This is a genomic window from Pseudomonas sp. NPDC079367, from assembly GCF_044542195.1.
Classification (GTDB): domain Bacteria; phylum Pseudomonadota; class Gammaproteobacteria; order Pseudomonadales; family Pseudomonadaceae; genus Aquipseudomonas.
This window is the reverse complement of the sequence record NZ_JBITTW010000029.1, coordinates 19,929-45,660: the sequence shown is the minus strand read 5'-3', so window position 1 is coordinate 45,660 and position 25,732 is coordinate 19,929. Positions and strand designations below refer to the sequence as shown.

Here is a 25,732-nt window from a genome sequence, read left to right as displayed (position 1 = left end):
CCGTCAGCCCAGGTGAGCGTCATGGCGCAGTTTGTCGCCGGCCGGGTTGATCGCCTCGCGCAGGAAGCCGAAACCCGTGCGGCGGTCGAGGCGGAACAGGGTGTTGGTGACGTAGACGTCCTCGCGAATCCCGACCACTTCCACCACTTCGCTGACGCAGCGCCGGCCATCGGGCATGCGCGTCAGTTGAATGATCACGTCGAGGGCGGCGCAGATCATCTGGCGCAAGGTGCGTTCGGCAATCGAGCGTCCGGTCAGGCCGACCAGCGTCTCCAGGCGCAGCAACGCATCCTGCGCATTGTTGGCGTGCACGGTGCTCATTGAACCGTCGTGGCCGGTGTTCATGGCGGTGAGCACGTCGACCACTTCGACGCCACGGATCTCGCCGAGAATGATCCGGTCAGGACGCATGCGCAGGGCGTTGCGAATCAGGTCGCTGGCCTTGACCTCGCCGTGGCCTTCGGCGTTGGGCGGACGGGTTTCCAGGCGCACCACGTGCGGATGGCCGAGTTGCAGTTCGGCGACGTCTTCGATGGTCACCAGCCGTTCGTGGGGGTTGATCAACTGGCTGAGGATGTTCAGCAGCGTGGTCTTGCCGGTGCCGGTGCCGCCGCTGATCAGGACGTTGCAGCGCTTGCCTACGGCGTTCTGCAGAAATTCGAAAATCGCCAGATCGATGGTCTGCATCGCCATCAGATCAGTGCTGTTGAGCATGTCCTTGCGGAACTTGCGGATCGACAGGCACGGCCCGTCGAGGGCTATCGGCGGGATGATTGCATTGACCCGGCTGCCATCTGGCAGGCGCGCATCGACCATCGGCGAGGACTCGTCGAGGCGGCGACCGAGCGGCGCGAGAATGCGCTGCATGACCCGCTCGACGTGATGCGCATCGATGAAACGCAGATCGCTCTGATGCAGTACGCCGTCGCGCTCGATGAACACCCGGTGCGGGCCGTTGACCAGAATCTCCGTCACCGATGGGTCGCGCAGCAGCACTTCCAGCGGGCCGAAACCGGTGAGCTCATCGACGATTTCTTCGCCCAGGCGCTCCATCTCGTAGCGTGAGATCGCCAGGTGCAGACGCGCGATGTATTCGGCGACCTTGTCGGTGACGAATTGCGCCAGTTGCTGGCGTGAACCTTCGAGCAGGTTTTTCCCCGACTCCTCGATGGCGTCGATGATGTAGCGGTGCAGGACCAGTTTCAGGCCTTCGTGATCGCTGTTGCCGATCGCTCCGCGTGGCGTCGCGCCAAAGAGTTTTTCTGCGCTCATGAGTGGCCTCGCAGACGATCGAACCAGGTGACTTTCGGTTTGCTCAGGCCTTCGGAACGCTTGGCCAGACGCTCGCCGAGGGCGCGCAGGCTCTGGGTGAGTTTTTCCCGGGGCGCCAGTTCGAACAGGCTGACGCCCTGGTTCTTTGCATTCAGGCGCACGTCGGGACTGAAGGCCAGCACGGCGATGACTTCCAGATTGAAGGTCTTGCCCAAGGTTTCCGAATCCGGCGCGACGTTGTTCAAATAACGATCAACCAACAGGCGCCCGTGCTCAAGCTTCATGCCTTTCTCGCGCCAGAGGTTAAGCACGGCGAGGTTGCGTCGACAGTTGAGTACGTTCTGGTCGGTGTACCACAGCAGCTTGTCGCAATGGCTGACGAAAGTGCGCAGCGCCTCACTGTCGGCCTGCCCGGTGAGGTTCACGACGATGTGCTGAAAGTGCTGACGCAAAGCGCTGAGCAACATGTACAGCTCGGCGGCGCTGGTGGTTTCCAGCGGCTCATCAGTGTCGGCGTAGGCGAGAATGCGCAGGCCGTGTTCGGCGCTGGTGAAGGCGCTGTCGATCAGCGTGGTGTCGAGGCGGCGCAGGTGACGCAGGGCATCGCCGAAGTGGAACGAGCTCTCCAGACCCAGCAGCGCCAGACTGTCGCCACGCGGTAGACCGAGATCGAGCAGCAGGGTCTGCTGGCCGCTTTTCTGCACCACCATGGCCATGTGATTGGCGATCAAGGCGCCGTCCGACGCACCTTGCACTCCATACAGCACAGTAAGACCACCGAGCTGCGTGTTCGGGGTGACCGCCGGCAGGCGTTTGCTCAGGCGCCGTACCAGTCCGGCGACTTCGCTGGACCGCGAGCCATAGGCGACAAAATCCCGCGCGCCGGCACGCATCGCATTGAGCACCAGTTGATTGTCCATGCCGTCGCCCAGGGCGACGATTGCCAGCATCGGCTTGGCTTCGAGCGCACCTTCGATCAGCGCACTTTGCGCCACGACGTGCTCGCGATCGAGGCCGACGAACACCAGATTGGCGAACGTCACGTCGACCAGTGCGAGCAGTTCATCGAGGCTGCCGGCCCCGGCGCTGACCACTTGGCCGAGCGGCGCAAGGGCGCTTTGCAGCCATTGCAGATCGGTGCTGTTGCGGGTGATGGCGAGGAAGGTCTGACTGAGATTCTGGTTCATTGCGACAACCCGCTGCGCTTGTCGAAGTTGCCGTTCTCGAGGAAGAACATGCGATAGAAATTCGGGTCGTAGTTGCGCAATTTCTCTCCCGGCAACGACGGCAGCCGCGCGTCTGCCGCCAGTGGCTGGACCAGATGCGGGGTGACGATCATCAGCAGCTCGCGCTCTTCGCGCTTGATCTGCGAACCCTTGAAAAAAGCTCCGAGCACGGGAATGTCGCCCAGTCCGGGAAACTTGTTCACCTGCGAACTGTTGGTGGTACTGATCAAACCGCTGATGACAAAGCTTTCGCCATCGCCCAGCGACACGCTGGTGTCGGTACGGCGGATGGTCAGCGCCGGGACGGTGGTGCCGGCGATGTTCACCGCATTGGTGAAGTCCAGTTCGCTGACCTCCGGGGCGACCTTCAGGGCAATGCGGTCGCGGCCGATGATGGTTGGCGTCAGCGTCAGGCGGATGCCGAATTCCTTGTACTCGATCGACACGCTGTCGCTGCCGGAACTGGGCACCGGAATCGGGATTTCACCACCGGCCAGGAAGCTCGCACTCTGCCCGTTCAACGCCACCAGGCTCGGCCGGGCCAGGGTGTAAGCAAAGCCGCTGGTTTCCAGCGCATTGATGATCGCCATGGTCTTGCCGCCGACCCAGGAGAAGTTGAACAGCGAGTTATCCACCGGCAAGCGCGGCTGCGGCACGCCGTCAATCGGCGGCAGTGTGCCGGGCGAACCGAACAGAAAGTTGCCGCGCGTGCCGATCAGCGACGCGGTGGCTTCCTTGAGTTTGGTGCGGCTGACTTCGACGAAACGAATGTCGGTCTGCACCTGCGAAGGCAGGGTCGGATCGTCCGACGGCACGCTGCTGGTCAGCGCCGTGGTCGCCGCACCCTGGACGAAGACTATGGCTTGCTGAGGCTGCGCCGAGCAGGCCGTCCAGACCATCAGGCTGGTCGCGCCGGGGCCGACGCCCGTGAGCAGAAAGGACGTACTGCCGTTGGCATGCACGTCGGCAATTTTCGGATCGCCGACCGCCAGCCGCGTTATCGCCACCGGGGATTGCATGTCCTGCTGGAAGCCTTCACCGATCTCGATCACCGAGGGCAGGCGCGCCAGTGCCGCGCAGTTGCCCACCGCCGCGACAGCGGTGTCCATCGACAATCCCAACAACAGCAATGCCCGGAGCGCCGGTTTCAAGGTCGGTCTGAGTCGACTCTGCATGCACGTGAATCCTTGCGCAGTCATGGGGTTTGTTGGCTGATCTGATTGCCGCGAATGATTTCCACCGCAGGCCTCGGCGCCGCGCCGGCACTCGCGGTGGCAGGTGCTCGCTGGGCACTGCCCAGGGCGAGTTGGGTGAACTGGAAGAGCTGGCTGTTGGCGCGATCCAGGTGCACGGGCGATTGCGTTTCGCCGGCCCAATATTTGGCCAGCCGTTGTTCTTCGCTGCTGCGCACCGCGAGGCGTAACGTGCCGACCTGGGTTGCCAGCATCAGACGACTGAGCAGTTGTTCCGGCACCGCCAGCACCACGGTGCGCGCGGCGATGCGGCGTTGATCCTGTTTGATTTTTTCTTCGGCACTGAGGCTGGGCGAAGCCGGTTGGCCGTCATTGGTCAGGCCGTACTGATCGCCAATGCCGAGCACGCGCAGAGCCGGAATGGCGATCTGCGCCGACTGCTGCAGGTTGCTTGCATCCTCGCGCAGGTACAGCAGCACATCGACGTAATCGCCCGGCAGCAATTGCCCGGCAGCACCGATCACTTCATCGACGGCCACGGTCAGCGCGCGTTCATCGCGGCGGATCATTCGCGCCAGCGCACCGCCGGCCTGGAAGCTTTCGTCATTGAGCCACGTGCCGGCGCTGAGGTGGCGCCATGGCGTGCGGCCCACTGCCTGTTCGACAGTGGCCAGGCTGCCGGCCGGTGCGCTGCGCAGTTTTTCCACGGTCACGTCGGCGGCGGTCAACGGCGTGAACGGCGGCACGTCATGCAGCAGCACCACCACCGGTTGGCGGGTCTGGTCTTCGGCAATCGCGACAGTCTGTTCAACGCTGACCGCTGATGCCACGGGCACGTCGACGACCGGGGCCGGCTGACGGCTGAGCACGAGTCCCCAGTAACCGACGAAAACTGCCCCCAGCAACAGCAACGCGGCAAGGCCCATGGTGACGCGACTGTTCATGACGGCTCTCCCTTTCCTGCTGCACAACCGACTGCATTTGCTTGCGAAAGGCGGACTGCTTCGGCAGTTATGAACATGCAACTATTTCGCTATTTCCAAGCTAGCTGATCCAAGCAAAAGCGCCATTAATGACAGGCAAATAACCCACCAAAGTCTGGGTCCTGCCCAATTGACTGCTGCAAAGGGCCGAGACACGCAGGGATTAATGCTTTGTGATTAATGCGTTCTTACAGTTGTTGCGCGGGGGTTTGTTGACAATGCTCAAGTGGCACGGTGGAACCTTGCCGCGGTGGTGATGTCGGCGCCAGAGGCGCGAAGGAGTGGAGCTATGTTGGGTCTGAATCTGGATTATGTGATCGCCAGGGCTCGCGCGTTTGCCCGCAGCGAAGAGGGGGCTTCGGCGATCGAGTATGCGATTGTGGTGGCGATGGTGGCGGTGGTGGTTGTGGCATTCATAACGCCGATCGGGGAACGGATCCTGGCGATATTCGACAGCATTCTGAATGCACTTCCGGCTGCGACTCCTTAGGGCGTTGCGGACGTGTGAACACTGCACCTGGCTGATATCGCACTACACTGGATTAATTCTTCAGCATTCAGGTATTGCCCATGAACGCGTCTTCGTCGTCCCGCCAACAACTGCTTCTGGTTGATGATGAAGAAGACGCGTTGCTGGAGTTGGCAGAGTTGCTGGAGGGGGAGGGGTTTGCCTGTCATACCGCGACGTCGGTGAAGCTGGCATTGCATCATCTGACCCGGCATCCGGATATTGCTTTGGTGATTACTGATCTGCGCATGCCGGAGGAGTCGGGCATGTCGTTGATCAGGCGGTTGCGTGAGCATACGTCGCGGGAGCATTTGCCGGTGATTGTGATGTCGGGGCATGCGGATATGGAGGATGTCAGCGATATGTTGCGGTTGCAGGTGCTGGATCTGTTTCGCAAGCCGATATATCACGTGAGGTTGTTGGAGACTCTCGATAATCTGTTTCCCAAGCCTCGGGTCGAGGTCGTGTGACTCGGCGGCCTTTGGGCCGACCGTGTTCTTGGGGGTGGGTGAATATCCGTTCCTGCGGGTGTTGCGGCTGGCGGTTTCGCCCTTACGGCGACTTACTTTTTTTACAAACGCCCGGAATGCCGGCCCAGTAAAAAAGTAAGCAAAAAAACGCTTGCTCCTACGTTCGGCCCTCGCAGGCTCGGGTTCCTTCGCTGCGGGATCGATCCGGGCGCAGCGGCTACGGTTTGCTTCGCTGCACCTCCTTGCGCTGTGTCTGGCTGCGCCAGACGGTCGCTGCGCTCCCCCGCCCGGATCAATCCCTCCACTCAGCCTTCCGACGTCGCCGGTGGATCAAGATCAAAAGCTTTACTCGAGCTAACGCTCATCGTGTAGGAGCTGCCGAAGGCTGCGATCTTTAGCTTTTACTTTTCTGTGGGAGCGGGCTTGCTCGCGAAGGCGGCCTGCCCGCCACTACATCTCTCTATGACTCACCACCTGCAACTGCTTTTCCCTCCCGTCACTCAGGCACCAGCCTGTCCAGTACGCGGTTGACCGCCAGTTCGCCCAGCATGATCACTTGCTGTATCCCCAACAGGGAGCTGCGCTGCGGTCCATCGATAAATCCGGCGAGGTCGCTGGCCATGATGCTCGCCGAGGCCAGTGATTCGCAGGCATGTACCAACAGGGTTTCGTTATCCGCAGCCGGGTCGACGAGGAACAGGGTGCTGGGTTTGCGCGGTGCGGCGGGGTCTTTGATGAGGCGGGGGTTGAGGTAGTAATCGATGGCGCGGTCGGCGGCTTCCTTGAGCTTTTGCGCTTCGAGGAGCGGATCGGCAACGGGTGGATCGGGCGTTATCTTTTTCACGGGCTCAGTCTCCTGATGGAGTAGGGCCGCAACCCGTTCGCGACTAAACGAAAGGGAGGCAGCTGCACGCAGGTTAGTCGACCGATGAGCCACGAAATCGGCGCGCCCGGAGGCGCCCTGCGCACAGCCACCATCAAGTGCAGGTATGCAATACCTGGCTGACAGGGACCTGTGCGGCGTGGACAAGCGGGCGACTAAACCCGACCACTGATGAGCAGTGGCAGGCAAACGATAGAACCCGCGCCCCAGGCGCACAAGCCGGCGGATTCTGGCGTAGCCGTAGGCAATGGCGCAAGGATTTGTGGGCTGTTGCTAGGTAACGGGGCGTGTGTTTAAACGGCTAGTTTAAGCGGTGCGATAGATCGATCGAATAGCCGAACCATTTCGCGTAGACGGTGTGTCAGTTGAAAGACTCCCGACTGACACGCCGCCGCTTCTCACAACTGATAACTGAAACTGATGCTGTACCGCGGCTTGCGATTGAACGTGTCCAGCGCTTCATCGGACATGGCCTTCGCCACTTCCAGGGCCACGTTGTAATACCTGGCATCACCAAAGCGCAGCCCGAGGGCTGTCGATGACAGGTTGTTGGCCTGCACCGGCAGTTGGTTGAACCAGCTGCGCGAGCGGTCGACGACGACGTAGGGTTGCAGGATGCGCACCCAGTTGCCGTCGCGGTTGAAGCTGTAGTTGACCTCGTAAGCGACGCCCCAACCCTTGTCGCCCGAGGCCTGGTCGTCGGGGTAGCCACGGCCGAAGTTCTGCCCGCCGAACACGGCGCGTTCGCTGTCGGGCAAGGTGTCGTCGCTCCAGTACAGCGCCGCCGAGAGCACGCCTTGCCAGTTGTCGAGAAACTTGTCGCTCTGCACGCCGGACAATCTGACGCGGAAGAAATCCAGGTCGATGTCGTCGTAGTTGGTGTGCGCGCCGAGGCTGTCGAAGCCCTGGTAAACGCCGGCGCTGAGGATGCGCAGTTGGCGGGCGTCGGCTTTGCGCCAGTCGCCTTCGAAGGCGAGGGCGCGGACGTCGGTGCGCAGTTCGGTGCTGAAGGGAAAGTTGATGCCGTCATAGCGCGTCTTGTCGTCGACCGCATACAGGCGCGAGCCGGCGGTCAGCAGTTCGTTGGCGGAGGCGATCAGGGGCGTGCTGAAGCCGATCGAATAGCGATCGTTCTCGCGATGGGTACTCAGGCGTCCGCCACCGCCCACCAGCACTTCGGTGTTCGGGTCGGCGCGGTAACGCGAGGCCGAAACGTTGAGTTGCGTGCCCTCGGTGTCGAGGAACTGACTGTAGTCGAGACGGTAGTAATGTTCTTTGTCGTCGCCCGGCGGGAACAGGCCGCTGAGGCTCAACTGTTCGCCCATCGAGGTTTGCGAATTGCTGCTGACACCGAGCAACGCCTGCGGGCCGTTGCGGTTGTCTTCGGTGGTGCTCAGGGTACTGGTGAACGGTTTGCGACTGGCCTGGGCAACCAGAGTGGTCGCGCCATCGGTGGTGCCCGGCGGTGGCACTTGCGCTTGAATGGTTACCCCGGGAATGCGGCTCATCAGCGTGGTGTAGCGCTCGAAGGTCTTGCGCGTCAGCGGGCGTTCGGCCTGGATTTTCGCGGCGAGTTTGTCGAGCTGGCCTTTGACCTGGCCAATGTCGCCCTGCATCTGGATATCGCGCACGTAGCCCTCGACCAGCACCACGCGGGCCACGCCGTCATCGAAGTTCTGTTGCGGCAGGAACGCGTACGACAACAGATAGCCATCCTGCTGATAGCGGCGGGTGATGTTGCGCGTGGCTTCGATCAGTTCGGCAAGGCTGGCCTGGCGGCCGATCAGAGGCTTGTAGATTTGCGCGAGTTCGTTGAGCGGATAGATCGTGCCGCCTTCGATCTGCACGGTCTTGAGGTTGACCCTGGTTTCCATCAGCAGTGGCTGTGCGGCGGTCGCGCCCGGGTCGGGCACTTGCAGCGGTGCCGCGCTCGGGCGATAGGCGTCGGCGGGCAGGTTGGGTACGGGCAGGTTGCGCGTGGTTTCGTTACTGTTGAGAAAGCTGGGCAAGGTGTCGGCGAGGGCAACGGAACTGAGGCTCAGGCACAGCAGGGATGCCAGGACGCGCATAGGACACTCCATGGTCAGGACACAGCACGAGGCTGATTTTTCCTAAGAAAAAGCGGAAGACTCGTGGGAATCTTCCGCCCTCAACCAAGCGTAGGCGCTGTAGGTAAGGCCGTCGAATCGGCCAGGTGCAATTCAGCGTTGAGTGCCGCTCAACGCACCGGTCAGGCCGCCGAGTACACCGCCCAGACCACCGGTTGCCGTGCCGCCGCTGGTAGCAGTGCCACCGTTGACCAGACCACCCACTGCCGCCACTGTGCCGCCGACATTGCTGACCAGACCGCCGACCGCTGTGGTGACCGGGTTGTTGGTGGCGGCAATCGCCCCGCCGAGATTGCCGACCGCAGCGCCGACTTGACTGGTGATACCGGCAACCGGAGTGCCGAGACCGGTAGCGGCACCCACCTGTTGAGTCACAGTGGTGACGGCGCTGGTGACCGGATTGAGGCCTGCACCGACTGCGGTGCCGACGCTGGCCAGCGGCGAAGTGGTTGCCGTGATCGGCGTGCCCGAGCCTCCAAGTACGGTGTTGAGCGAAGCTATCGTGTTGCCCAGCCCGCCAGCGGTGACGCCGCCGGCACTGACCACGCCGCTGGTGCTGCCGGCATTCAGACCGCTGCCGACGTTGACCACGGCGCCGCCCACGGTTTGCAGCAGACCGGTGCCGCCCAGCCCGCCACCGATGCCACCGATGCCGCCATTACCCGAGCCAGTGCCATTGGACACCAGGCCGCCCGCTTTGCCGACCGCCGTGCCGGTGTTGCTCAGGGCGCCGCCGAGGGTGTTGGTCAGGGCATTGCCGTTGCCGGCATCGGTGAGCTTGCCGCCGAGGCTGTTCACAGTGCCACCGACTGTCGCAATTGCCCCTTTGAGCGGATCACCCAGGCCGGTGGCAACGCCGAGTTTGTCGGTGGTGCTTTCAACCATGGCGATCACCGGCACCAGGCCGCTGCCGACCTTGTTGGTCAACTGGCTGGTCGGTCCGCTGGTCAGTGAGGTGTTGAGGGTGTCGCCGAGCATGGTGACTTTTTCGCCGATGCCATCGACCAGCGGCGCCACCCGGGTGACTACACCGCCAACGACGGGAACGCTACGGGTCGCAGTGTTCAGTTTGACGCTGAGGTCCGACACGCCGTTGCCAACATCGGAAACCACACCGCCAACCGAGGCCACGGTGGTGGTCAGGCCGTTGGGGTCAGTGGCCAGTTTGCCGATGCCATCAGTGACGCCATCGCCCAAGGTGCTGACCACGTTGCCGGTGGTGTTGGCCACGCTTTGCACGATGCCGCCAGCGACCGGAACAGTGCTCAGCGAATCGCCGATCTGGCCGACGCCATCGCCGACACCGCTGACGGTTTTGCCGACGTCCTGAACAAGTGTTGTGGTTACCAGCGAAGGTGCAGCGGGATTGGTCGGGTTGGTGGGGTCGGTCGGGTTGGTTGGATTGCTCGGATCGGTGCCGCCGCCTGTTCCGCCAGTGCCGCCAGTGCCGCCGGTTCCACCAGTGCCTGCGGTATCGCCGCCGGTGCCACCAGTGCCGCCAGTGCCGGCCGTATCGCCGCCGGTTCCGCCATCCGCGCCACCCGCGCCACCGCTGCCATCGGTGCCCGCTGTGCCGTCCGCCGTCGAGCTGCCCGAGCTGCTGCGATGTCCGCCACCACCGCTGCTGCAGCCGACGAGCCCTACAGAAAGAATCAATGCCAGCGCAATTGCCGATTTGGACCACATCACTTGAGTTTTCATGATTGAGATTCCTGCACCTGTCACAACGTTACGTTGCCTTCGATGGCCCGCCGATCTGTCGTCGTCGATGCCTCGTCCGTGGCTGTAATCTCAGTGGAGGGCAGGTTTTTCACCATTCTCAAGTTGGTATTAACCCGTTTTTATAGCGGGCTCGGCGCTATGCCGAAGGACTAATACCCAGGTGATAAACGCGCAAAAAAAAGCCTTGAAATTCAAGGCTCGGTTTTTTATGAACGCGCCGGCAGGGCGGGGGAAAACGTAAGTGATATACACACAATTGACGGGTTCTCCCCGCGCCGCGGATCAAGCAATCGGTTGCCATTGAGCGACCATATGTTCCAGGTCGCCGGCGCCGACCAGGCGCAATTCACCGCTGGAGCCCGCCGCACTCGCCAGTAATGTCACGTCACTGGGCAGGCGCACCGGTTTGCGAAAATGCACGGCGACTTCCAGATTGGCTTTGGGCAGGTGATCGGAAAGTGCCGCCAGCGTGCGCGCCTTGTTCCACAAACCATGGGCGATCGCCGTGGGAAAACCGAACAGTTTTGCACTCGCTGCACTCAGGTGAATCGGGTTGTAGTCGCCGGAAACTTTCGCATATTGGCGACCGATATCGGCCGGCGCCGTCCAGCGCGCCACTTCCAGCAAATCCCGAGACGGCTGCCAGTCCTCAGCCAGCGCCTCGCCCTCGAGTTTCACGCCGCGACAGAGCATGCGGCTTTCGGCTTCCCACAACGGCCCGAGTTGATCGTCCAGGGTGGTGAGCAGATCGAATGTCGCGCCTTTGGCATGTGGCTGCAGGTTGTGCACCCGCACGCTGACTTGCGCGCGACTGATCGCGCCCATTGGCCGCAGCACACGGATGCGGTTGCTCAGGTGAATCAGCCCCAGCAGCGGGAAAGGAAAATCCCTGGCCGTGAGCAATTGCATCTGCAAGGCGAAGGCGAGGATGTGTGGATAGGTCGGCGGCAGCAGGCCGTCATCGACGAACCCGCAGACCTTGCGATAAGCCGCCAGCCGCTTGCCGTCGATATCGACCCAGCAGCGCAGGCCGCTGTCCGGCAGTTGCGTGCCGGTGATTTTGCGTCGCGTCGCTGCGCGCGAATAAAGCCCCGGCAGACTCGGTTCACGATCCAGCGTGTGCCATTCGATGCTCATGCTCATGCCCCCAGAACGCTTTGCCCACAGACTCGTAGCGCTTGGCCGGTGAACGCACCTGTACCCGGTTGCGCCAGCCACGCTACAGCTTCGGCGACGTCTTGCGCCAAGCCGCCCTGGCCTAGCGAACTCATGCGGCGCCCGGCCTCGCGCAGGCCGAATGGAATGTGCGCAGTCATTTGCGTCTCGATAAAACCCGGGGCAACAGCGTTGATGCTGATGCCGCGTTCGAGCAGTGTCGGCGCCCAGGCTTGCGCCAGACCGATCAGGCCGGCCTTGCTCGCCGCGTAGTTGGTCTGCCCGCGATTGCCGGCGATGCCGCTGATCGAGGCGAGCAGAACCACCCGTGCGTTGTCGCGCAGGGTGCCGCTGTCGAGCAGGGCTTTGGTCAGCACTTGCGGCGCATTCAGGTTGACGGCCAGCACCGCGTCCCAGAACTCCGGGGTCATGTTGGCCAGGGTTTTGTCGCGCGTAATGCCGGCGTTGTGCACCAGGATGTCGAGGCCCTCGGGCAGGTGTTCGATCAATTGCGCGGCGGCGTCATCGGCGCAGATATCAAGAGTGATTGCGCGGCCACCGAGGCGGGCGGCGAGGGCTTCGAGGTCGGTTTTGGCCGGTGGCACATCGAGCAGAATCACCTCGGCGCCGTCACGGGCCAGGGTTTCGGCGATCGACGCGCCAATGCCGCGTGCAGCACCGGTGACCAACGCCTTGCGCCCGGCCAGCGGTCGGGTCCAGTCGGTGACTGGCGTGGCGCACGCGGTCAGGCGAATCACCTGGCCGGAAACGAAAGCACTTTTCGGCGAGAGGAAGAATCGCAGCGGGCCTTCCAGTTGATCTTCGGCACCGTCGCCGACGTAAATCAGCTGCAACGTGCCTCCGCTGCGCAGCTCCTTGGCCAGTGAACGCGAGAATCCTTCAAGCGCCCGTTGTGCACTGCAAGCGAACGGATCGCTCAGGGTCTCCGGCGCGCGACCGAGGATCACCAGGTGCGCGCTGTGGTCGAGATTCTTCATCAATGGCTGGAAAAATTCGCGCAGTTGTTTGAGCTGGTCGGTGTGCTGCAGTTCGCTGGCGTCGAACACCACCGCTTTGAGTTTCGGCCCGTGGCCGGGGATCCACGCGGTGGCCAGCGAGGGCTCGGTGCCGTAGCTGTAGATCGCATCGGTCAAGCGGTTGGCAAACACGCCGATCCGTTCGGCCAGCGGCCCGCCACCGAGCAGCAAGGCGCCCTCGATCGGCCGCAGACGCCCGGCTTGCCAGCGTTCCAGCCGCACCGGCGACGGCAGGCCCAAGGCCCCGACCAGACGATGGCCGAAGGATGAGTTGGCGAAGTCGATATAGCGGTCAGACATGGAACGCTCTCCAGAAGTTGGGGTTCAAAGTGTGGACTGCCTGCGGCAATCAATCGTTCGATCGGTGCAATAAGGCCTACGCTGGTTTAGCAGAGTAGACCACTGACCCTGTGGTAGCGGGCTTGCCCGCGATGGCGGAGTGTCAGCCGCTGAAGGGTTGGGAATGCCGCCCCCATCGCTGGCAAGCCAGCTCCCACAGGGTTCCATGTGAATCCGCAAAGTCCACAGGAGTTATTCATGACCCAGCTGCGCCGCGTCGCGATCATCGGCGGTAACCGTATCCCCTTCGCCCGCTCCAACGGACCGTACGCCACGGCCAGCAATCAGGCGATGCTCACCGCCGCCCTCGAAGGCCTGATCGAACGCTACAACCTGCACGGCCAGCGCATCGGCGAGGTGGTGGCGGGCGCGGTGCTTAAATTGTCACGGGATATGAACCTGACCCGCGAATGCGTGCTTGGCTCGCGCTTGTCTGCGGCGACGCCCGCCTATGACATTCAGCAAGCCTGCGGCACCGGTCTGGAAGCGGCATTGCTGGTGGCCAACAAGATTGCCCTCGGTCAGATCGACTGCGGCATCGCTGGCGGTGTCGACACCACCTCGGACGCGCCGATCAGCGTCAGCGAAGGCCTGCGCAGGGTCCTTCTGCAGGCCAACCGCGCCAAGAGCACCGGCGACAAACTGAAAACCCTTCTGCAGTTGCGCCCCCAGCATTTGATCCCCGAATTCCCGCGCAACGGCGAGCCGCGCACTGGCCTGTCGATGGGCGAGCACTGTGAATTGATGGCGCAGACCTGGAATATTCCCCGCGAAGCACAGGATCAACTCGCCCTCGAAAGTCACCATAAACTTGCCGCTTCCTACAGCGAAGGCTGGCACAACGATCTGATGACGCCATTCCTCGGCCTGACCCGCGACAACAACCTGCGCCCGGACCTGACCCTGGAAAAACTCGCCACGCTGAAACCGGCGTTCGAAAAAAGCGCCAGGGGCACCCTGACGGCAGGCAACTCCACGCCGCTCACCGATGGAGCTTCGCTGGTCTTGCTCGGCAGTGAAGAATGGGCCAAAGAGCGCGGCTTGCCGATCCTTGCCTACTTGCGCGACGGCGAAGCGGCGGCGGTGGATTTCGTCAATGGCACCGAGGGCCTGCTGATGGCCCCGGTGTATGCCGTGCCACGCTTGCTGGCGCGCAATGGGCTGACGTTGCAGGATTTCGATTACTACGAAATTCACGAAGCGTTCGCCGCGCAGGTACTGTGCACGCTCAAGGCTTGGGAAGATGCGGAGTATTGCAAGACTCGACTGGGACTGGACGCACCGCTGGGTTCGATAGACCGCAGCCGGCTCAACGTCAAGGGCAGTTCGCTGGCGGCGGGGCATCCATTTGCTGCGACGGGCGGGCGAATTGTGGCGAATCTGGCCAAGCTGCTGGAGGCGGCGGGTCGGGGGCGAGGGTTGATCTCGATTTGCGCGGCGGGCGGGCAGGGCGTCACCGTCATCATCGAACGCTGAGCCGTATTCCAATGTGGAGGCGAGCTTGCCCCCACAAGATCCTCGATGCATGTGCATGTCAGATTCTGTCGCAAATGCCCTTGCCGGCTGGTACCGATCAATGCCACGGTCTCGGCTATGATTCCCAGCGGTCGCTGCGGTGTGACCGCGATTTAACCGGCACAGTGTGTGCATCCTCAAGGTTCACAGGTCGGCAACCCCTCCCCGTCGGGCGAGGATTGCCGTATAACGAGTGACATTCGCGTGTTTGGTAATAAAGGACCCACAATAAAAGCTGATGAAGACTCCAAAACGCATTGAACCCCTGATCGAGGACGGTCTGGTCGACGAAGTGCTGCGTCCACTGATGAGTGGCAAAGAGGCAGCTGTTTATGTAGTGCGCTGCGGCAATCAGTTACGTTGCGCCAAGGTCTACAAGGAGGCTAACAAACGCAGTTTCCGCCAGGCGGCCGAATATCAGGAAGGCCGCAAGGTTCGCAACAGTCGTCAGGCGCGGGCCATGGCGAAGGGGTCCAAGTTCGGTCGCAAAGAGACCGAAGACGCCTGGCAGAACGCCGAAGTGGCGGCGCTGTTCCGCTTGGCCGGCGCCGGTGTGCGAGTGCCCAAACCCTATGACTTCCTCGACGGCGTGCTGTTGATGGAGCTGGTGGCCGACGAATTCGGCGACGCCGCGCCGCGTCTGAACGATGTGGTACTTGAGCCGGATCAGGCGCGCGAATATCACGCGTTCCTGATCTCGCAGATCGTGCTGATGTTGTGTACCGGTCTGGTGCACGGTGACCTCTCCGAGTTCAACGTGCTGCTGACACCGACCGGCCCGGTCATCATCGACCTGCCCCAGGCAGTCGACGCTGCGGGCAACAACCATGCGTTCAGCATGCTCGAACGTGACGTTGGCAACATGGCTTCGTACTTCGGCCGTTTCGCGCCGGAATTGAAGAAGACCAAGTACGCCAAGGAAATGTGGGCATTGTACGAAGCCGGCACCTTGCACCCGAACAGTGTGCTGACCGGCGAGTTCGACGATCCGGAAGACCTGGCCGATGTCGGCGGGGTGCTGCGAGAGATCGAAGCGGCGCGCCTCGACGAGGAACGCAAGCAAGCCATTCGCGCGGCGGACGACGCGCCGAAAGGCAAACCCGAAGAACCGCCTCCACCGCCGTGGATGCAGTGATCGCTTGATGGAAAACCCGGCTTCGGCCGGGTTTTTTGTGCCTGCGCTATTGCGCAATAGCGAGCATGCCCCTTGTAGGAGCTGCCGAAGGCTGCGATCTTTGTTGTTGCTTTTAAAGGGCAAGATCAAAAGAACGTCCGAACGCGGCCCGAGCCTTCGGCAGCTCCTACAAGGACCGTATGTGAGCACCCCACGCAACACCCATCTGATCGTAAGCGCCCGGCTGATCTCCGATTTCGGCGCCTTCCTCAACATGGTCGCACTGGCCACTTACGTCTATTTGCTGAGCAACAGCGCCATGAGCGTCGGCGTCTTTCTTGCCAGTCGCGTCGGTGGCGGAATTTTTGCCAGCCTGATCGGCACACGGTTTTACCGACGCTGGCAGGGCCGCGCGCCGCTGATCGCTTTCGACCTGCTACGCGCCGTGCTGCTGGCACTGCTGCTTGTCACCCCGGCGAGTCAGCAAACCTGGCTGTTGCCAGTCATCGCCTTCGGCCTTGGCCTGGGCAATTCAATGTTCGCCATCGGCCTCAACAGCCAGTTGCCACGCTTGATCGAATCGGCGCAACTGCTCAAGGCGAATGCCTGGATAACCTCCGCCTCTTCAGCGGCAATGGTTGGCGGCAGTCTGGTGTCGGGGTTGCTGGTGGCCGCTTTTGGTTTCGAAACAGTCTTTGCCCTCAACGCGCTGACCTATTTGCTCGCCGCGCTGCTGATCGTGCCGCTGCGTTTCGCACCGGCACAAATCAGCGAACAGCCCGAACGCGGCGAATGGTTTGCGCTCCGGCAGGGCCTGCGCTCGGCGCCGGTGGTGGCGGCGATGCTCGCAGTCACCATGGCGGATACCTTGGGCAGTGCGGCGCATAACGTCGGTTTCCCGATCATTTCGAAACTCCTCACACCCGATGCGGCGAGCACGACTCTGGGCCTCGCGCTGGCGGTCTGGGCCAGCGGCAAACTGCTCGGCGCGCGCATCGCCAGCCACCTGAAAGGCTCGGACAACAGCCATCTCGAGCGCCGGTTTTTCTGCGGCGTGGCGTTGATGTCGTGCGGTTTCATTCTGATGTTCCAGCAGCACAGTCTCTTGGGGCTGCTGCTGTTCGCCTTGCCGGCCGGGCTCGGTGACGGGGTGTCCGAAGTCAGTCTGATGTCTCGTCTGCAACGAGAGCCTGCGGCGTTACGCTTGCCGATTTTCAGCGTGCTGACCTTGCTGCAGATGACCGGTTTCGGCATCGGCATGCTCGTCGCCGCGCCCTTCTATGCGTGGTGGACGCCGGGTGCCGTGGTCATGCTGTTTCACGGCATTCCCTTGTGCGCCCTGGGCGTTGTGACGCTGTTGCGGATCAGGCGCGAGCGGGTTGCGCGGCGCAGCCCGACGCCAATTCCTTGAGGATCGGGCAGTCCGGGCGATGGTCGCCACTGCAGTGCTCGACCAGATCCTGCAGGGTGTCGCGCAGCTCACCGAGCTCGCGGATCTTCTGGTTCAGCTCATCGATGTGCTGGCGCGCCAGGGCCTTAACGTCGGCGCTGGCACGCTGGCGATCCTGCCAGAGGGTCAACAGCTTGCCGACTTCCTCCAGAGAGAAGCCCAGATCCCGCGAACGTTTGATGAATGCCAGTGTGTGCAGGTCATCGCTGCCGTACACGCGATAGCCGCTGTCGGTGCGATTGGCCGCTTTGAGCAGGCCGATCGACTCGTAATAGCGAATCATTTTTGCGCTCAGGCCACTTTGTCGGGCCGCTTGGCCGATGTTCATCGGTGTTCCTCCAGGTCCTTGGGTTTCCAGGTTTTCAACAGTAGCGCATTGCTCACCACGCTGACGCTCGACAATGCCATCGCCGCACCAGCCAGCACCGGATTGAGGAAGCCGAACACCGCCAGCGGAATGCCGATCAGGTTGTAGACGAAGGCCCAGAACAGGTTCTGACGAATCTTCGCGTAGGTCTTGCGGCTGATCTCCAGCGCCGCCGGCACCAGTCGCGGATCGCCGCGCATCAGAGTGATGCCGGCAGCGTGCATGGCGACATCGGTGCCGCCACCCATGGCGATGCCGATGTCTGCAGCGGCGAGAGCCGGGGCGTCGTTGATGCCGTCACCGATCATGGCGACCACGCCGGTTTTCTTCAGCTCGGCCACCGTCGCGGCCTTGTCGGCAGGCAGCACTTCGGCGTGAACATTGCGGATGCCCAAGGCCTCGGCCACCACGCGTGCGCTGCCGCGGTTGTCGCCGGTCAGCAGGTGGCTCTGGATATCCCGCGCGGCGAGTTGTTGCACCGCTTGCAATGCGCCGGGTTTCAGCGTGTCACCGAAGGCGAACAGGCCAAGCACTTGCGGCTCAGGGCTTTGTTCGATCAACCACGACAATGTGCGACCTTCGCTTTCCCAGGCCTCGGCGGATGCGCTCAAATTACCGGCGCGCAGACCGCTTTCGTCGAGCATCCGCCGATTGCCCAGCGCCAGATGCCGGCCATCTAGCGTGCCGGCAATTCCGCGTCCGGTCAGCGACTGGCTGGCGCTGATATCGGGCACGTTCAAGCCACGCTCGGCGGCTGCATCCAGCACGGCTTTGGCCAGCGGATGCTCGCTGCCGCGCTGCAACGCGCCGGCCAGTGTCAGCAGGTTTTCTTCGTCGCCGTCGACTGCACTGAAGTGAGCAATTCGCGGCGTGCCCGAGGTCAGGGTGCCGGTTTTATCGAACACCACACTGCTGACTTCATGGGCGCGCTCCAGCGCTTCGGCGTCCTTGATCAGAATCCCATGACGCGCCGCCACCCCAGTGCCGGCCATGATCGCGGTCGGGGTGGCGAGGCCGAGGGCGCACGGGCAGGCGATCACCAGCACGGCGACGGCATTGATCACCGCAGTTTCCAGCGGCGCACCATACAACCACCAGCCGATCAGCGTGGCCAAAGCGATCAGCAACACGGTCGGCACGAAAACCAGGCTGACCTTGTCGACCAATTTCTGAATCGGCGCTTTTGCCGCTTGTGCGTCTTCGACCAAACGAATGATCCGCGCCAGCACGGTTTCCGCACCGAGCGCCTGGGTGCGCACCAGCAAGCGACCCTCGCCGTTGATCGCGCCGCCGGTGACCTTGTCGCCCGGTTGTTTCGGCACCGGCAGGCTTTCGCCGCTGATCAGCGCTTCGTCGGCGTGGCTCTGACCTTCGACGACTTCGCCATCCACCGGGAAGCGTTCGCCGGGTTTGACCAGCACCAGATCGTCAAGGCGCAGGGCGCTGATGGCAACGTCCTGCTCACGCCCGTCGATGACTTGAATCGCCCGCTCCGGCCGCAGTGCTTCGAGCGCACGGATGGCGCTGGCGGTCTGGCGTTTGGCGCGGCTCTCAAGATATTTGCCGAGCAGCACCAGCGCTATGACCACGGCCGAGGCTTCGAAATACAAGTGCGGCATGCGTCCGGCGGCGCTGGCCCATTCATACACGCTCAGGCCATAACCGGCGCTGGTGCCCAGGGCGACGAGCAGGTCCATGTTGCCGGCGCCGGCGCGCACGGCTTTCCACGCCGCGACATAAAAGCGTGCGCCGAAGATGAATTGCACGGGTGTGGCGAGGGCGAATTGCGCCCAGGCCGGGAGCATCCAGTGAATACCGAACGGCTGCAGGAACATCGGCAACACCAGCGGCAGAGCGAGGGCGATCGCGCAGATCAATGCCCAGCGCTCGCGGTGCAGGCGTTTTTGCTGGTCATTGGATTGCGGCGCTTCGGCTTGCCAGACGCTGGCCGAGTAACCGGCCTTGCTCACCGCGTCGAGCAGGGTTTGCGTATCGACCTGGCCGAGCAATTCGATGTGCGCACGTTCGTTGGCCAGATTGACGCTGACGCTGTTCACGCCGGCGACTTTGTTCAGGGCACGTTCGACGCGACCGACGCAGGACGCGCAGGTCATGCCGTCGATGCTCAGTTCGACGGTTTGCCTGGGCACGCTGTAGCCGGCGCGCTCCACGGCCTGCATCAGCGCCGGCAGGCTGTCACCGGGCGCCTGTACCCGGGCCTGTTCGGTGGCCAGGTTGACACTGACGGCACTGGCGCCGCTGACCTTGCGCAAGGCCCGCTCGACACGCCCGGCGCAACTGGCGCAGGTCATGCCGGCAATCGGCAGATCGAAAGTGGTGGATTCGGACATCGGTCGCGCTCCCTGTAGTGAATGCCTACAGGATCAACCTTGCCATGCGGGCAAGGTCAAGCACCAGTTTCGCGATATGACGCAGTGCCAGAATGTGGGAGCGGGCTTGCTCGCGAAGGCGGCGTATCAGTCGCCATCATCGTTTGATGACCCGCCGCATTCGCGAGCAAGCCCGCTCCACAGATCGCAAGTTCGGTCAGTAACCGAGGCCTGCAGGTTTCAGGTACACGCCTTCGGCATTCATCGCCAGGCGAAACTTCAATACATCTCCTGCATGCAGCACAATTTCCTGCGAACCCGGCGCGAGCATGCCGGGATTGCAGCCCGGCGCCTGGCCCGGCAGCAGTTTCAAGCGCAGCGAGACCTTGCCCGGTGGCAAGTTGAAGGAAGTGCTCTGCTCCTGAAACAGGCGCGCCGAGAGCTGGTCCTGGATGTACACGCCGATCTCGCACGAGGTCGCAACTTCAAGGCGTTCGCGGGAAATGATCAGTACCGCGTAATCCTCACCGGCGGCTTGCACCTGCGGGGCGGCGGCGAAGAGGCTGAGCAAGCCAAACAGGCTCAAAGCTGACCAGCGCATGGCTGAATCTCCTGAATTTCAGTCATTGATGCACGCAGCTTGGCCGAGCGCGGCGCCGAATGCCAGCCCGGCAGTTTCTCGCAGAACTTGACCTTGCCATCGTGGCAAGCTCGAAACTGCCGGCAATCTCACTCAAAGGAGTCTTCCCATGCAAGTGTTCAATGTTCAAGGCATGTCCTGCGGTCATTGCGTCAAAGCCATTACTCAAGCGGTGCAGGCCATGGACCCGGCAGCCAGTGTGCGCGTCGATCTGGCAGCCAGGGAAGTTGGGGTCGAAAGCGCGCTGAGTGCCGATCAGGTGATCGAAGCGATTCGCGAAGAGGGTTATGAAGTGAAGCTCGTCTGAAATTGATCGTTAGCGAGCTATCGGAATGTTCAAGGCGTCCGGGCGCGGCTAGACTGTCGGGCTGCGACTTGCCCACCTGGATGCCTGATGAATTTCCGCACGATTTTGATACTCGGCGCCTTGAGCGCTTTCGGTCCCTTGGCGATCGACTTCTACTTACCTGCGTTTCCCGCCATGGCGCTGGCGTTCGGCACCGATGAGCAGCATGTCCAGCTGACGCTGGCAGCGTACTTCCTCGGTTTGTCTTTGGGCCAACTGGCTTACGGGCCGATCTCCGATCGTTTTGGCCGGCGGCTTCCGCTACTCAGCGGCGTTGCCCTGTTCACGCTGGCGTCATTGGCCTGCGCCTACGCGCCGAGTCTGGAATGGCTGATCGGCGCGCGATTCGTCCAGGCACTCGGTGGCTGCGCAGGCATGGTGATTTCCCGTGCGGTGGTGGCCGACAAGTGCGACGCGGTGGGGTCGGCGAAGGTGTTTTCCCAGTTGATGCTGGTGATGGGCCTGGCGCCGATTCTGGCGCCGATGCTGGGTGGGCTGCTCGTCAACACCACGGGGTGGCAGTCGATTTTTCTGGTTCTGACCGGTTTCAGTGCGGCGGCAGGTCTGGCGGTGGCATTGGGTCTGCCCGAAAGCATGCCGGCCCACGTGCCACGCCAGCCGTTGTCCGGCGCGTTGCGCCAGTACGCGCGACTGGTCAAGGACTCGGTCTACCTCGGCCATGCCCTGACCGGCGGCATCGCCATCGCCGGGATGTTTGCCTATATCGCCGGTTCACCGTTTGTGTTCATCAAGCGCTACGGCGTACCGGCCGAGCATTTCGGCTGGCTATTCGGCACCAACGCGGCGGGCTTTATTCTGGTGGCGCAGGTCAATGCGCGTCTGCTGGCCAAACGTGGCCCGGCGTTTCTGCTGGTGCGCGCGGTGTGGGTGTATTTCCTCGCCGGGCTGACGTTGCTGGCGGTCAGCGCAATGCGCCCGGAAGCGCTTTGGCCGTTGCTGATTCCGCTCTTCATCTGCATTGCCAGCCTCGGATGCATCATTCCCAACGCCTCGGCTTGCGCGATGAACGGTCAGGGCGCCCGCGCCGGCAGTGCGTCGGCGATGCTCGGTTGCCTGCAATTCAGCATCGCCGCCGGCGCCGCAGCATTGGTGGGGGCGTTGCACGATGGCAGCGCCGTGCCGATGGCCATGGTCATCAGCTTGTGCGGTTTGTTGGTGGTGGGCGTCGCGCTGCTCACCCGGCGTCTGCAGAATGGCCGGGCGCTGGCGCAAGCCCAGGGTTAAAGACCCGTTAAAAAAACTCAGCCGGCAGCGCGCTGCTGGCTGGGTTCGGGGATCTGGTGGGGCGCGCAGAGTCGCGCTTCGAGGGTACGCGTGAAGGCCAGAGCCTCGGCTTCGCTGCGAAAGGTCACGACGTGCTGGTCCAGGCGCACTTGCCATTGAGACTTTGCCACTTCTTTTATCAGGATTTTCATTGCTGACCTCCCTTGCGTAAAAGATGTATCGCAGAGGCTTCGATTGTAGACCCCGATTCCCGCGCAATTGTGACAAGGGTCAAGCAACTGACTGACGGCAAAAAACCTCGCAGCCGCTCTGGCAGAGCAGCGACTGCGAGGTTTTGTGTTTTTAGAAACCTTCTAAAACAATTTTCCCCTTGGCCTTGCCGCTTTCCAGCAATTCATGGGCGCGACGCAAGTTGGCCGCGTTGATCACGCCGAAGTGCTCGCCCAGAGTGGTCTTCAAAATGCCCGCGTCAATCAGCTCGGCGACGCGGTTGAGCAGCTTGTGCTGTTCGATCATGTCCGGCGTTTCGAACAGCGAACGGGTGTACATGAATTCCCAGTGCAGCGACAGGCTCTTGCGCTTGAGCAGGCTGATATCGAGCGACTTCGGATCATCGATCAGTGCCAGTTTGCCTTGCGGCGCGAGGGCTTCGACCAGTTGCGGCAAATGCTGATCAGTCTGGGTCAGGCTGGCAACATGGGTCACGCTGTCGATTCCGGCGCGCTTGAGTTCTTCGCTCAGCGGCTGGCTGTGATCGATGACCAGGTCGGCACCCAGTTCGCTGACCCAGTCGCGGGTTTGCGCGCGGGAGGCGGTGCCGATCACTTTCAGGCCGGTCAACTGCTTGGCCAATTGGGTGAGGATCGAGCCGACTCCGCCCGCCGCGCCGACGATCAGCAGGCTTTGGCCTTGATCGGTGCTGCCTTCGCTGACTTGCAGGCGCTCGAAAAGCAATTCCCATGCGGTGATCGCGGTCAGCGGCAGCGCGGCGGCTTCGGCGAAACCAAGGGACTTGGGCATGTGGCCGACGATGCGCTCATCGACAACGTGCAGCTCGCTGTTGCCACCGGCCCGGGCAATCGATCCGGCGTAGAAAACCTTGTCGCCCGCCTTGAACAGGGTGACGTCGCTGCCGATGGCCTTGACCACACCGGCAACGTCCCAGCCCAGCACTTTCGCCGCACCGTTTTCCGGCGCCGCGTTCTGCCGCACTTTGGTGTCGACCGGGTTGACCGAGATGGCTTTGACCTCCACCAGCAGATCGCGCGGACCGGCAAGCGGTTCTGGCAGTTCGATGTCCTGCAGGGATTTGGCGTCGCTGATCGGCAGGGACGCGTAATAGGCGATGGCTTTCATAAGTGGCTCTGTACAGTTAATAGAAGAAGAAATCAGGCAATCGCGCCTAGGCGCTTGAGCTGAAAGTGTTCGATGGCGTGGCCGGCGCTGGTCTGAAAATTCAGAAAATGCGCGCTGGCGTTATGCGCCTCAAGAATCTCGTCACTGGCCCACTGTTCGATCACATAAAAAACCTGCGGATCGGCGAGGTCGCGGTGCAGGTCGTACTGCCCACAACCTGGCTCGGCGCGGCTCGGTTCGACGAGGGCGCGCAGGGCCTGTTCGAGAACGTCCTGCTGGCCGGTTTTGGCGGTCAGTGTGGCGACAGCGGTAAAGGGCTGGGACATGCGTGGACTCCAAAGTCGGGACGAAATCGATGGGGGCCATCATTGGCTATTTCTCTGCACGATAAAACCGGCTAAAAGAGCAGTCTCCTTCAATGTTTTTTTGATAATCGGTGCTGCGCATGCTGCGTTTTGATGACTTGCAGTTGTTTGTCCGTGCTGCGGACCTGGGTAGCCTGTCGGCGGCGGCACGGGTGATGGACATGTCCGCAGCCGTGGCCAGCGCGGCGTTGAAGCGCATCGAGCAACAACTCGGTGCGCGGCTGCTCGCGCGATCGACCCGCAGCCTGCGCCTGACCGCCGAGGGCGAAGGCTTCCTCGAATATGCCCGCGCCGCCCTGAGCAATCTCGACGAAGGGCGTCGTCTGCTCGCCAGCGGTCAGGATCAGGTCAGCGGGATCCTGCAGCTGTCGGCGCCGTCGGACTTCGGGCGCAATCTGCTGCTGCCGTGGCTCGACGCATTTCAGCGAGAGCACCCGAAACTGACGGTGCGGTTGTTGCTTGGCGACCGGATCGCCGATTTGTTCCGGCAACCGGTAGACATTGCTCTGCGCTATGGCGAGCCGGAAGATTCCAGCCTGATCGCCTTGCCCATCGCCCCGCACAATCGCCGCGTGCTGTGCGCATCCCCCGATTATCTGGCCCGGCATGGCGAGCCGCGTCAGCTCGAGCAACTGGCTCAGCACAATTGCCTGCTCTACATGCTCGGCAGTCGCGTTCATGACCATTGGAGTTTTCACGATGGCAAACGCGAAGTCAGCCTGACCGTCAGCGGCGACCGCTTCAGCGATGATGCCGACGTCGTGCGGTTATGGGCACTGGCGGGCGCCGGCATCGCCTACAAATCCTGGCTCGACGTCGGCACCGATGTGCTGGCCGGGCGCCTGAAAGTGCTGATGCCGGAACTGCTGTGCGAGCGCGCACCGCTGAATCTGTTGTGCGCCCATCGCGCACAATTGAGTAAGCCGGTGAACCTGCTGAGAGAGATGCTCACCAGCCGATGCGCCGAATTGAATAGTCAGTTTCCCGGCTTTCTCAAAAGTTGATCATTAGTCGCAGGTAAATAGAGAAATTTCTGTCAGGAACAATCGCCAACTGCGCAGGTACAGGCGCAGGACGTCTGGCTTAACCCGCTTATACTAGCGCCCGCCTCATGCTTGCACTGACACCTGGCGCGCAGATCCCGTAACGCGTTGCCGGCTTTTTGGTGGCGGTTGCAACTCTGCTGCAAGGTTGTGTGCCGGAGCAGCTGGTGTCGGTGGCAAGCATTGCCCCGATCCAGGGCGGTTTTCGCGTGTTGGCCGATCAGCCATTAGCGGCCAAGATGTCTCCGAGCGGTAGACGATACGATTCGACAGGGAGTGAACAAATGGAAAATGCACCGTGCATCAGCCAGATCGCGACATTGCTGGCCGACCCCAAGCGCAGCGCAATGATGTGGGCGTTGATGGATGGCTCGGCGCGGCAAGCCGAGGAGCTGGCGTTGCTGGCCGGGCTCTCGCCGTCGTCGGCCAGTGCGCATCTGGGGCGACTGTCCGCAGGTGGACTGTTGAACATCGAAATGCGTGGGCGCAAACGCTTCTTCCGCCTGGCAGCGCCGGAGGTGGGCGCGGCGATCGAGGCGCTGGCCAGCGCCACCATTGCCAGCGCACCACGGCAAGTGCCTGCCGCGCTGAAACACACCACGCCGATGGTCAAGCCGCAGGCGGCGCCGTCTTCGCTGTTGCGCGCGCGGTTCTGCGACGATCATCTGGGCGGCACTCTGGCAGCCGACCTGTATCAGCGCCTGCTCGATGCGGGCTGGATCGAACAACTCGAGCAACGGGTCGTGGTGACGCACAAGGGCTCAACCCGACTGGCCCAGCGCGGCGTGTTCATTCAGGCCCTGGCGCACCGCAACGTGCAGGTCGCTTGCGCCTGCCCGGACTGGAGCGAGCGCCGTCCGCACATGGGCGGCTCACTGGGCGCGGCGCTACTGCAGTTGTTCATGCAGTCCGGCTGGCTGACCTTGCCCAACGATTCGCGTGCCTTGCAGTTGACCGCCACCGGCCAGTGCGAAATTCATCGCTTTGCCAAGGAAACCGAGCTGGAAACAGCGTTCTAGAGCGCTGCTCCGGGATGAACTGAAGCGCAACGTCGCCTACGGCTGT

The 25,732-nt window shown here is 62.4% G+C and carries 24 protein-coding genes; 9 read left to right on the top strand and 15 right to left on the bottom strand.

Features of this window, described 5'->3' with window-relative positions:
* Positions 1 to 3 precede the first annotated feature (3 nt).
* Genes ACIGDJ_RS20155 through cpaB form a run of 4 tightly spaced genes read right to left on the bottom strand, consistent with a single transcriptional unit; the run spans position 4 to position 4,635 of the window.
* Entirely contained in the window at positions 4 to 1,272 is a 1,269-nt protein-coding gene (locus tag ACIGDJ_RS20155) for a CpaF family protein (protein WP_101158271.1), read from the bottom strand.
* A complete protein-coding gene (locus ACIGDJ_RS20150; protein ID WP_397479412.1) occupies positions 1,269 to 2,459 on the bottom strand; it encodes a CpaE family protein in 1,191 nt (396 codons plus the stop codon). The genes ACIGDJ_RS20155 and ACIGDJ_RS20150 overlap by 4 nt, the downstream gene beginning before the upstream one ends.
* Positions 2,456 to 3,673, bottom strand: coding sequence for a type II and III secretion system protein family protein (locus tag ACIGDJ_RS20145; RefSeq protein WP_312997324.1), 1,218 nt, complete (start codon positions 3,671 to 3,673; stop codon positions 2,456 to 2,458). Before ACIGDJ_RS20145 ends, ACIGDJ_RS20150 begins: the two co-directional genes overlap by 4 nt.
* A gap of 20 nt (positions 3,674 to 3,693) precedes the next feature.
* Positions 3,694 to 4,635, bottom strand: a complete 942-nt coding sequence (cpaB, locus tag ACIGDJ_RS20140; protein ID WP_397479413.1) for a Flp pilus assembly protein CpaB — start codon at positions 4,633 to 4,635, stop codon at positions 3,694 to 3,696.
* A gap of 328 nt (positions 4,636 to 4,963) precedes the next feature.
* Here cpaB and ACIGDJ_RS20135 point away from each other — a divergent pair, with 328 nt between their 5' ends.
* The gene (locus ACIGDJ_RS20135; protein WP_178081171.1) at positions 4,964 to 5,164 is read left to right on the top strand and encodes a Flp family type IVb pilin; all 201 of its coding nucleotides are present in this window, start codon (positions 4,964 to 4,966) and stop codon (positions 5,162 to 5,164) included.
* An 80-nt stretch (positions 5,165 to 5,244) separates the two neighbouring features.
* Entirely contained in the window at positions 5,245 to 5,652 is a 408-nt protein-coding gene (locus ACIGDJ_RS20130) for a response regulator (RefSeq protein WP_101158263.1), read from the top strand.
* A 496-nt stretch (positions 5,653 to 6,148) separates the two neighbouring features.
* On the opposite strand, the gene ACIGDJ_RS20125 is transcribed toward ACIGDJ_RS20130, so the two are convergent.
* The 5 genes from ACIGDJ_RS20125 to ACIGDJ_RS20105 all read right to left on the bottom strand — a co-directional run bounded on the left by ACIGDJ_RS20125 (position 6,149) and on the right by ACIGDJ_RS20105 (position 12,857).
* Complete coding sequence (locus tag ACIGDJ_RS20125; protein WP_101158261.1) at positions 6,149 to 6,496, bottom strand: DUF6124 family protein; 348 nt, start codon at positions 6,494 to 6,496, stop codon at positions 6,149 to 6,151.
* Positions 6,497 to 6,933: 437 nt separating this feature from the next.
* Complete coding sequence (locus tag ACIGDJ_RS20120; protein ID WP_397479414.1) at positions 6,934 to 8,604, bottom strand: ShlB/FhaC/HecB family hemolysin secretion/activation protein; 1,671 nt, start codon at positions 8,602 to 8,604, stop codon at positions 6,934 to 6,936.
* 132 nt (positions 8,605 to 8,736) lie between these two features.
* Positions 8,737 to 10,344 (bottom strand): collagen-like triple helix repeat-containing protein, encoded by a 1,608-nt coding sequence (locus tag ACIGDJ_RS20115; protein ID WP_397479415.1) that lies wholly within the window; start codon positions 10,342 to 10,344, stop codon positions 8,737 to 8,739.
* A gap of 303 nt (positions 10,345 to 10,647) precedes the next feature.
* On the bottom strand, positions 10,648 to 11,502 hold the full coding sequence (locus ACIGDJ_RS20110; protein WP_397479416.1) for a MaoC family dehydratase: 855 nt from the start codon (positions 11,500 to 11,502) through the stop codon (positions 10,648 to 10,650).
* 2 nt (positions 11,503 to 11,504) lie between these two features.
* Positions 11,505 to 12,857 carry a 3-oxoacyl-ACP reductase gene (locus ACIGDJ_RS20105; protein WP_397479417.1) on the bottom strand — a complete coding sequence of 451 codons (1,353 nt, stop codon included), beginning with the start codon at positions 12,855 to 12,857 and terminating at the stop codon, positions 11,505 to 11,507.
* Between the two features lie 237 nt (positions 12,858 to 13,094).
* Here ACIGDJ_RS20105 and ACIGDJ_RS20100 point away from each other — a divergent pair, with 237 nt between their 5' ends.
* The 3 genes from ACIGDJ_RS20100 (at position 13,095) to ACIGDJ_RS20090 (ending at position 16,936) form a co-directional block, all read left to right on the top strand.
* On the top strand, positions 13,095 to 14,372 hold the full coding sequence (locus tag ACIGDJ_RS20100; protein WP_397479418.1) for an acetyl-CoA C-acetyltransferase: 1,278 nt from the start codon (positions 13,095 to 13,097) through the stop codon (positions 14,370 to 14,372).
* A gap of 277 nt (positions 14,373 to 14,649) precedes the next feature.
* Entirely contained in the window at positions 14,650 to 15,546 is an 897-nt protein-coding gene (locus ACIGDJ_RS20095) for a PA4780 family RIO1-like protein kinase (protein WP_016771829.1), read from the top strand.
* Between the two features lie 181 nt (positions 15,547 to 15,727).
* Positions 15,728 to 16,936, top strand: coding sequence for an MFS transporter (locus ACIGDJ_RS20090; RefSeq protein ID WP_397479419.1), 1,209 nt, complete (start codon positions 15,728 to 15,730; stop codon positions 16,934 to 16,936).
* Here the strand turns inward: ACIGDJ_RS20090 and cueR are convergent.
* The 3 genes from cueR to ACIGDJ_RS20075 all read right to left on the bottom strand — a co-directional run bounded on the left by cueR (position 16,890) and on the right by ACIGDJ_RS20075 (position 20,273).
* A complete protein-coding gene (cueR, locus tag ACIGDJ_RS20085; RefSeq protein ID WP_101158240.1) occupies positions 16,890 to 17,303 on the bottom strand; it encodes a Cu(I)-responsive transcriptional regulator in 414 nt (137 codons plus the stop codon). The genes ACIGDJ_RS20090 and cueR overlap by 47 nt on opposite strands.
* Positions 17,300 to 19,693, bottom strand: coding sequence for a copper resistance metal-translocating P1-type ATPase CueA (cueA, locus tag ACIGDJ_RS20080; protein WP_397479420.1), 2,394 nt, complete (start codon positions 19,691 to 19,693; stop codon positions 17,300 to 17,302). Before cueA ends, cueR begins: the two co-directional genes overlap by 4 nt.
* 196 nt (positions 19,694 to 19,889) lie before the next feature.
* The gene (locus tag ACIGDJ_RS20075; protein WP_101158236.1) at positions 19,890 to 20,273 is read right to left on the bottom strand and encodes a hypothetical protein; all 384 of its coding nucleotides are present in this window, start codon (positions 20,271 to 20,273) and stop codon (positions 19,890 to 19,892) included.
* A gap of 148 nt (positions 20,274 to 20,421) precedes the next feature.
* Here ACIGDJ_RS20075 and ACIGDJ_RS20070 point away from each other — a divergent pair, with 148 nt between their 5' ends.
* Positions 20,422 to 20,619, top strand: coding sequence for a cation transporter (locus ACIGDJ_RS20070; protein ID WP_101158234.1), 198 nt, complete (start codon positions 20,422 to 20,424; stop codon positions 20,617 to 20,619).
* A gap of 87 nt (positions 20,620 to 20,706) precedes the next feature.
* Entirely contained in the window at positions 20,707 to 21,903 is a 1,197-nt protein-coding gene (locus tag ACIGDJ_RS20065) for a multidrug effflux MFS transporter (protein WP_397479421.1), read from the top strand.
* A 17-nt stretch (positions 21,904 to 21,920) separates the two neighbouring features.
* Here ACIGDJ_RS20065 and ACIGDJ_RS20060 read toward each other — a convergent pair whose 3' ends face one another.
* The 3 genes from ACIGDJ_RS20060 to ACIGDJ_RS20050 form a co-directional block, all read right to left on the bottom strand.
* On the bottom strand, positions 21,921 to 22,094 hold the full coding sequence (locus ACIGDJ_RS20060; protein ID WP_178081170.1) for a hypothetical protein: 174 nt from the start codon (positions 22,092 to 22,094) through the stop codon (positions 21,921 to 21,923).
* A gap of 151 nt (positions 22,095 to 22,245) precedes the next feature.
* Positions 22,246 to 23,259: a zinc-binding alcohol dehydrogenase family protein gene (locus tag ACIGDJ_RS20055; RefSeq protein ID WP_397479422.1), complete on the bottom strand. Its 1,014-nt coding sequence runs from the start codon at positions 23,257 to 23,259 to the stop codon at positions 22,246 to 22,248.
* A 32-nt stretch (positions 23,260 to 23,291) separates the two neighbouring features.
* Positions 23,292 to 23,585 (bottom strand): putative quinol monooxygenase, encoded by a 294-nt coding sequence (locus ACIGDJ_RS20050; protein WP_101158228.1) that lies wholly within the window; start codon positions 23,583 to 23,585, stop codon positions 23,292 to 23,294.
* A 119-nt stretch (positions 23,586 to 23,704) separates the two neighbouring features.
* On the opposite strand from ACIGDJ_RS20050, the gene ACIGDJ_RS20045 reads away from it, so the two are divergent.
* Together ACIGDJ_RS20045 and ACIGDJ_RS20040 are read left to right on the top strand one after the other, a co-directional pair.
* Positions 23,705 to 24,628 carry a LysR family transcriptional regulator gene (locus ACIGDJ_RS20045; protein WP_101158227.1) on the top strand — a complete coding sequence of 308 codons (924 nt, stop codon included), beginning with the start codon at positions 23,705 to 23,707 and terminating at the stop codon, positions 24,626 to 24,628.
* 323 nt (positions 24,629 to 24,951) lie between these two features.
* Positions 24,952 to 25,686 (top strand): helix-turn-helix transcriptional regulator, encoded by a 735-nt coding sequence (locus tag ACIGDJ_RS20040; protein WP_101158225.1) that lies wholly within the window; start codon positions 24,952 to 24,954, stop codon positions 25,684 to 25,686.
* Positions 25,687 to 25,732 lie beyond the last annotated feature (46 nt).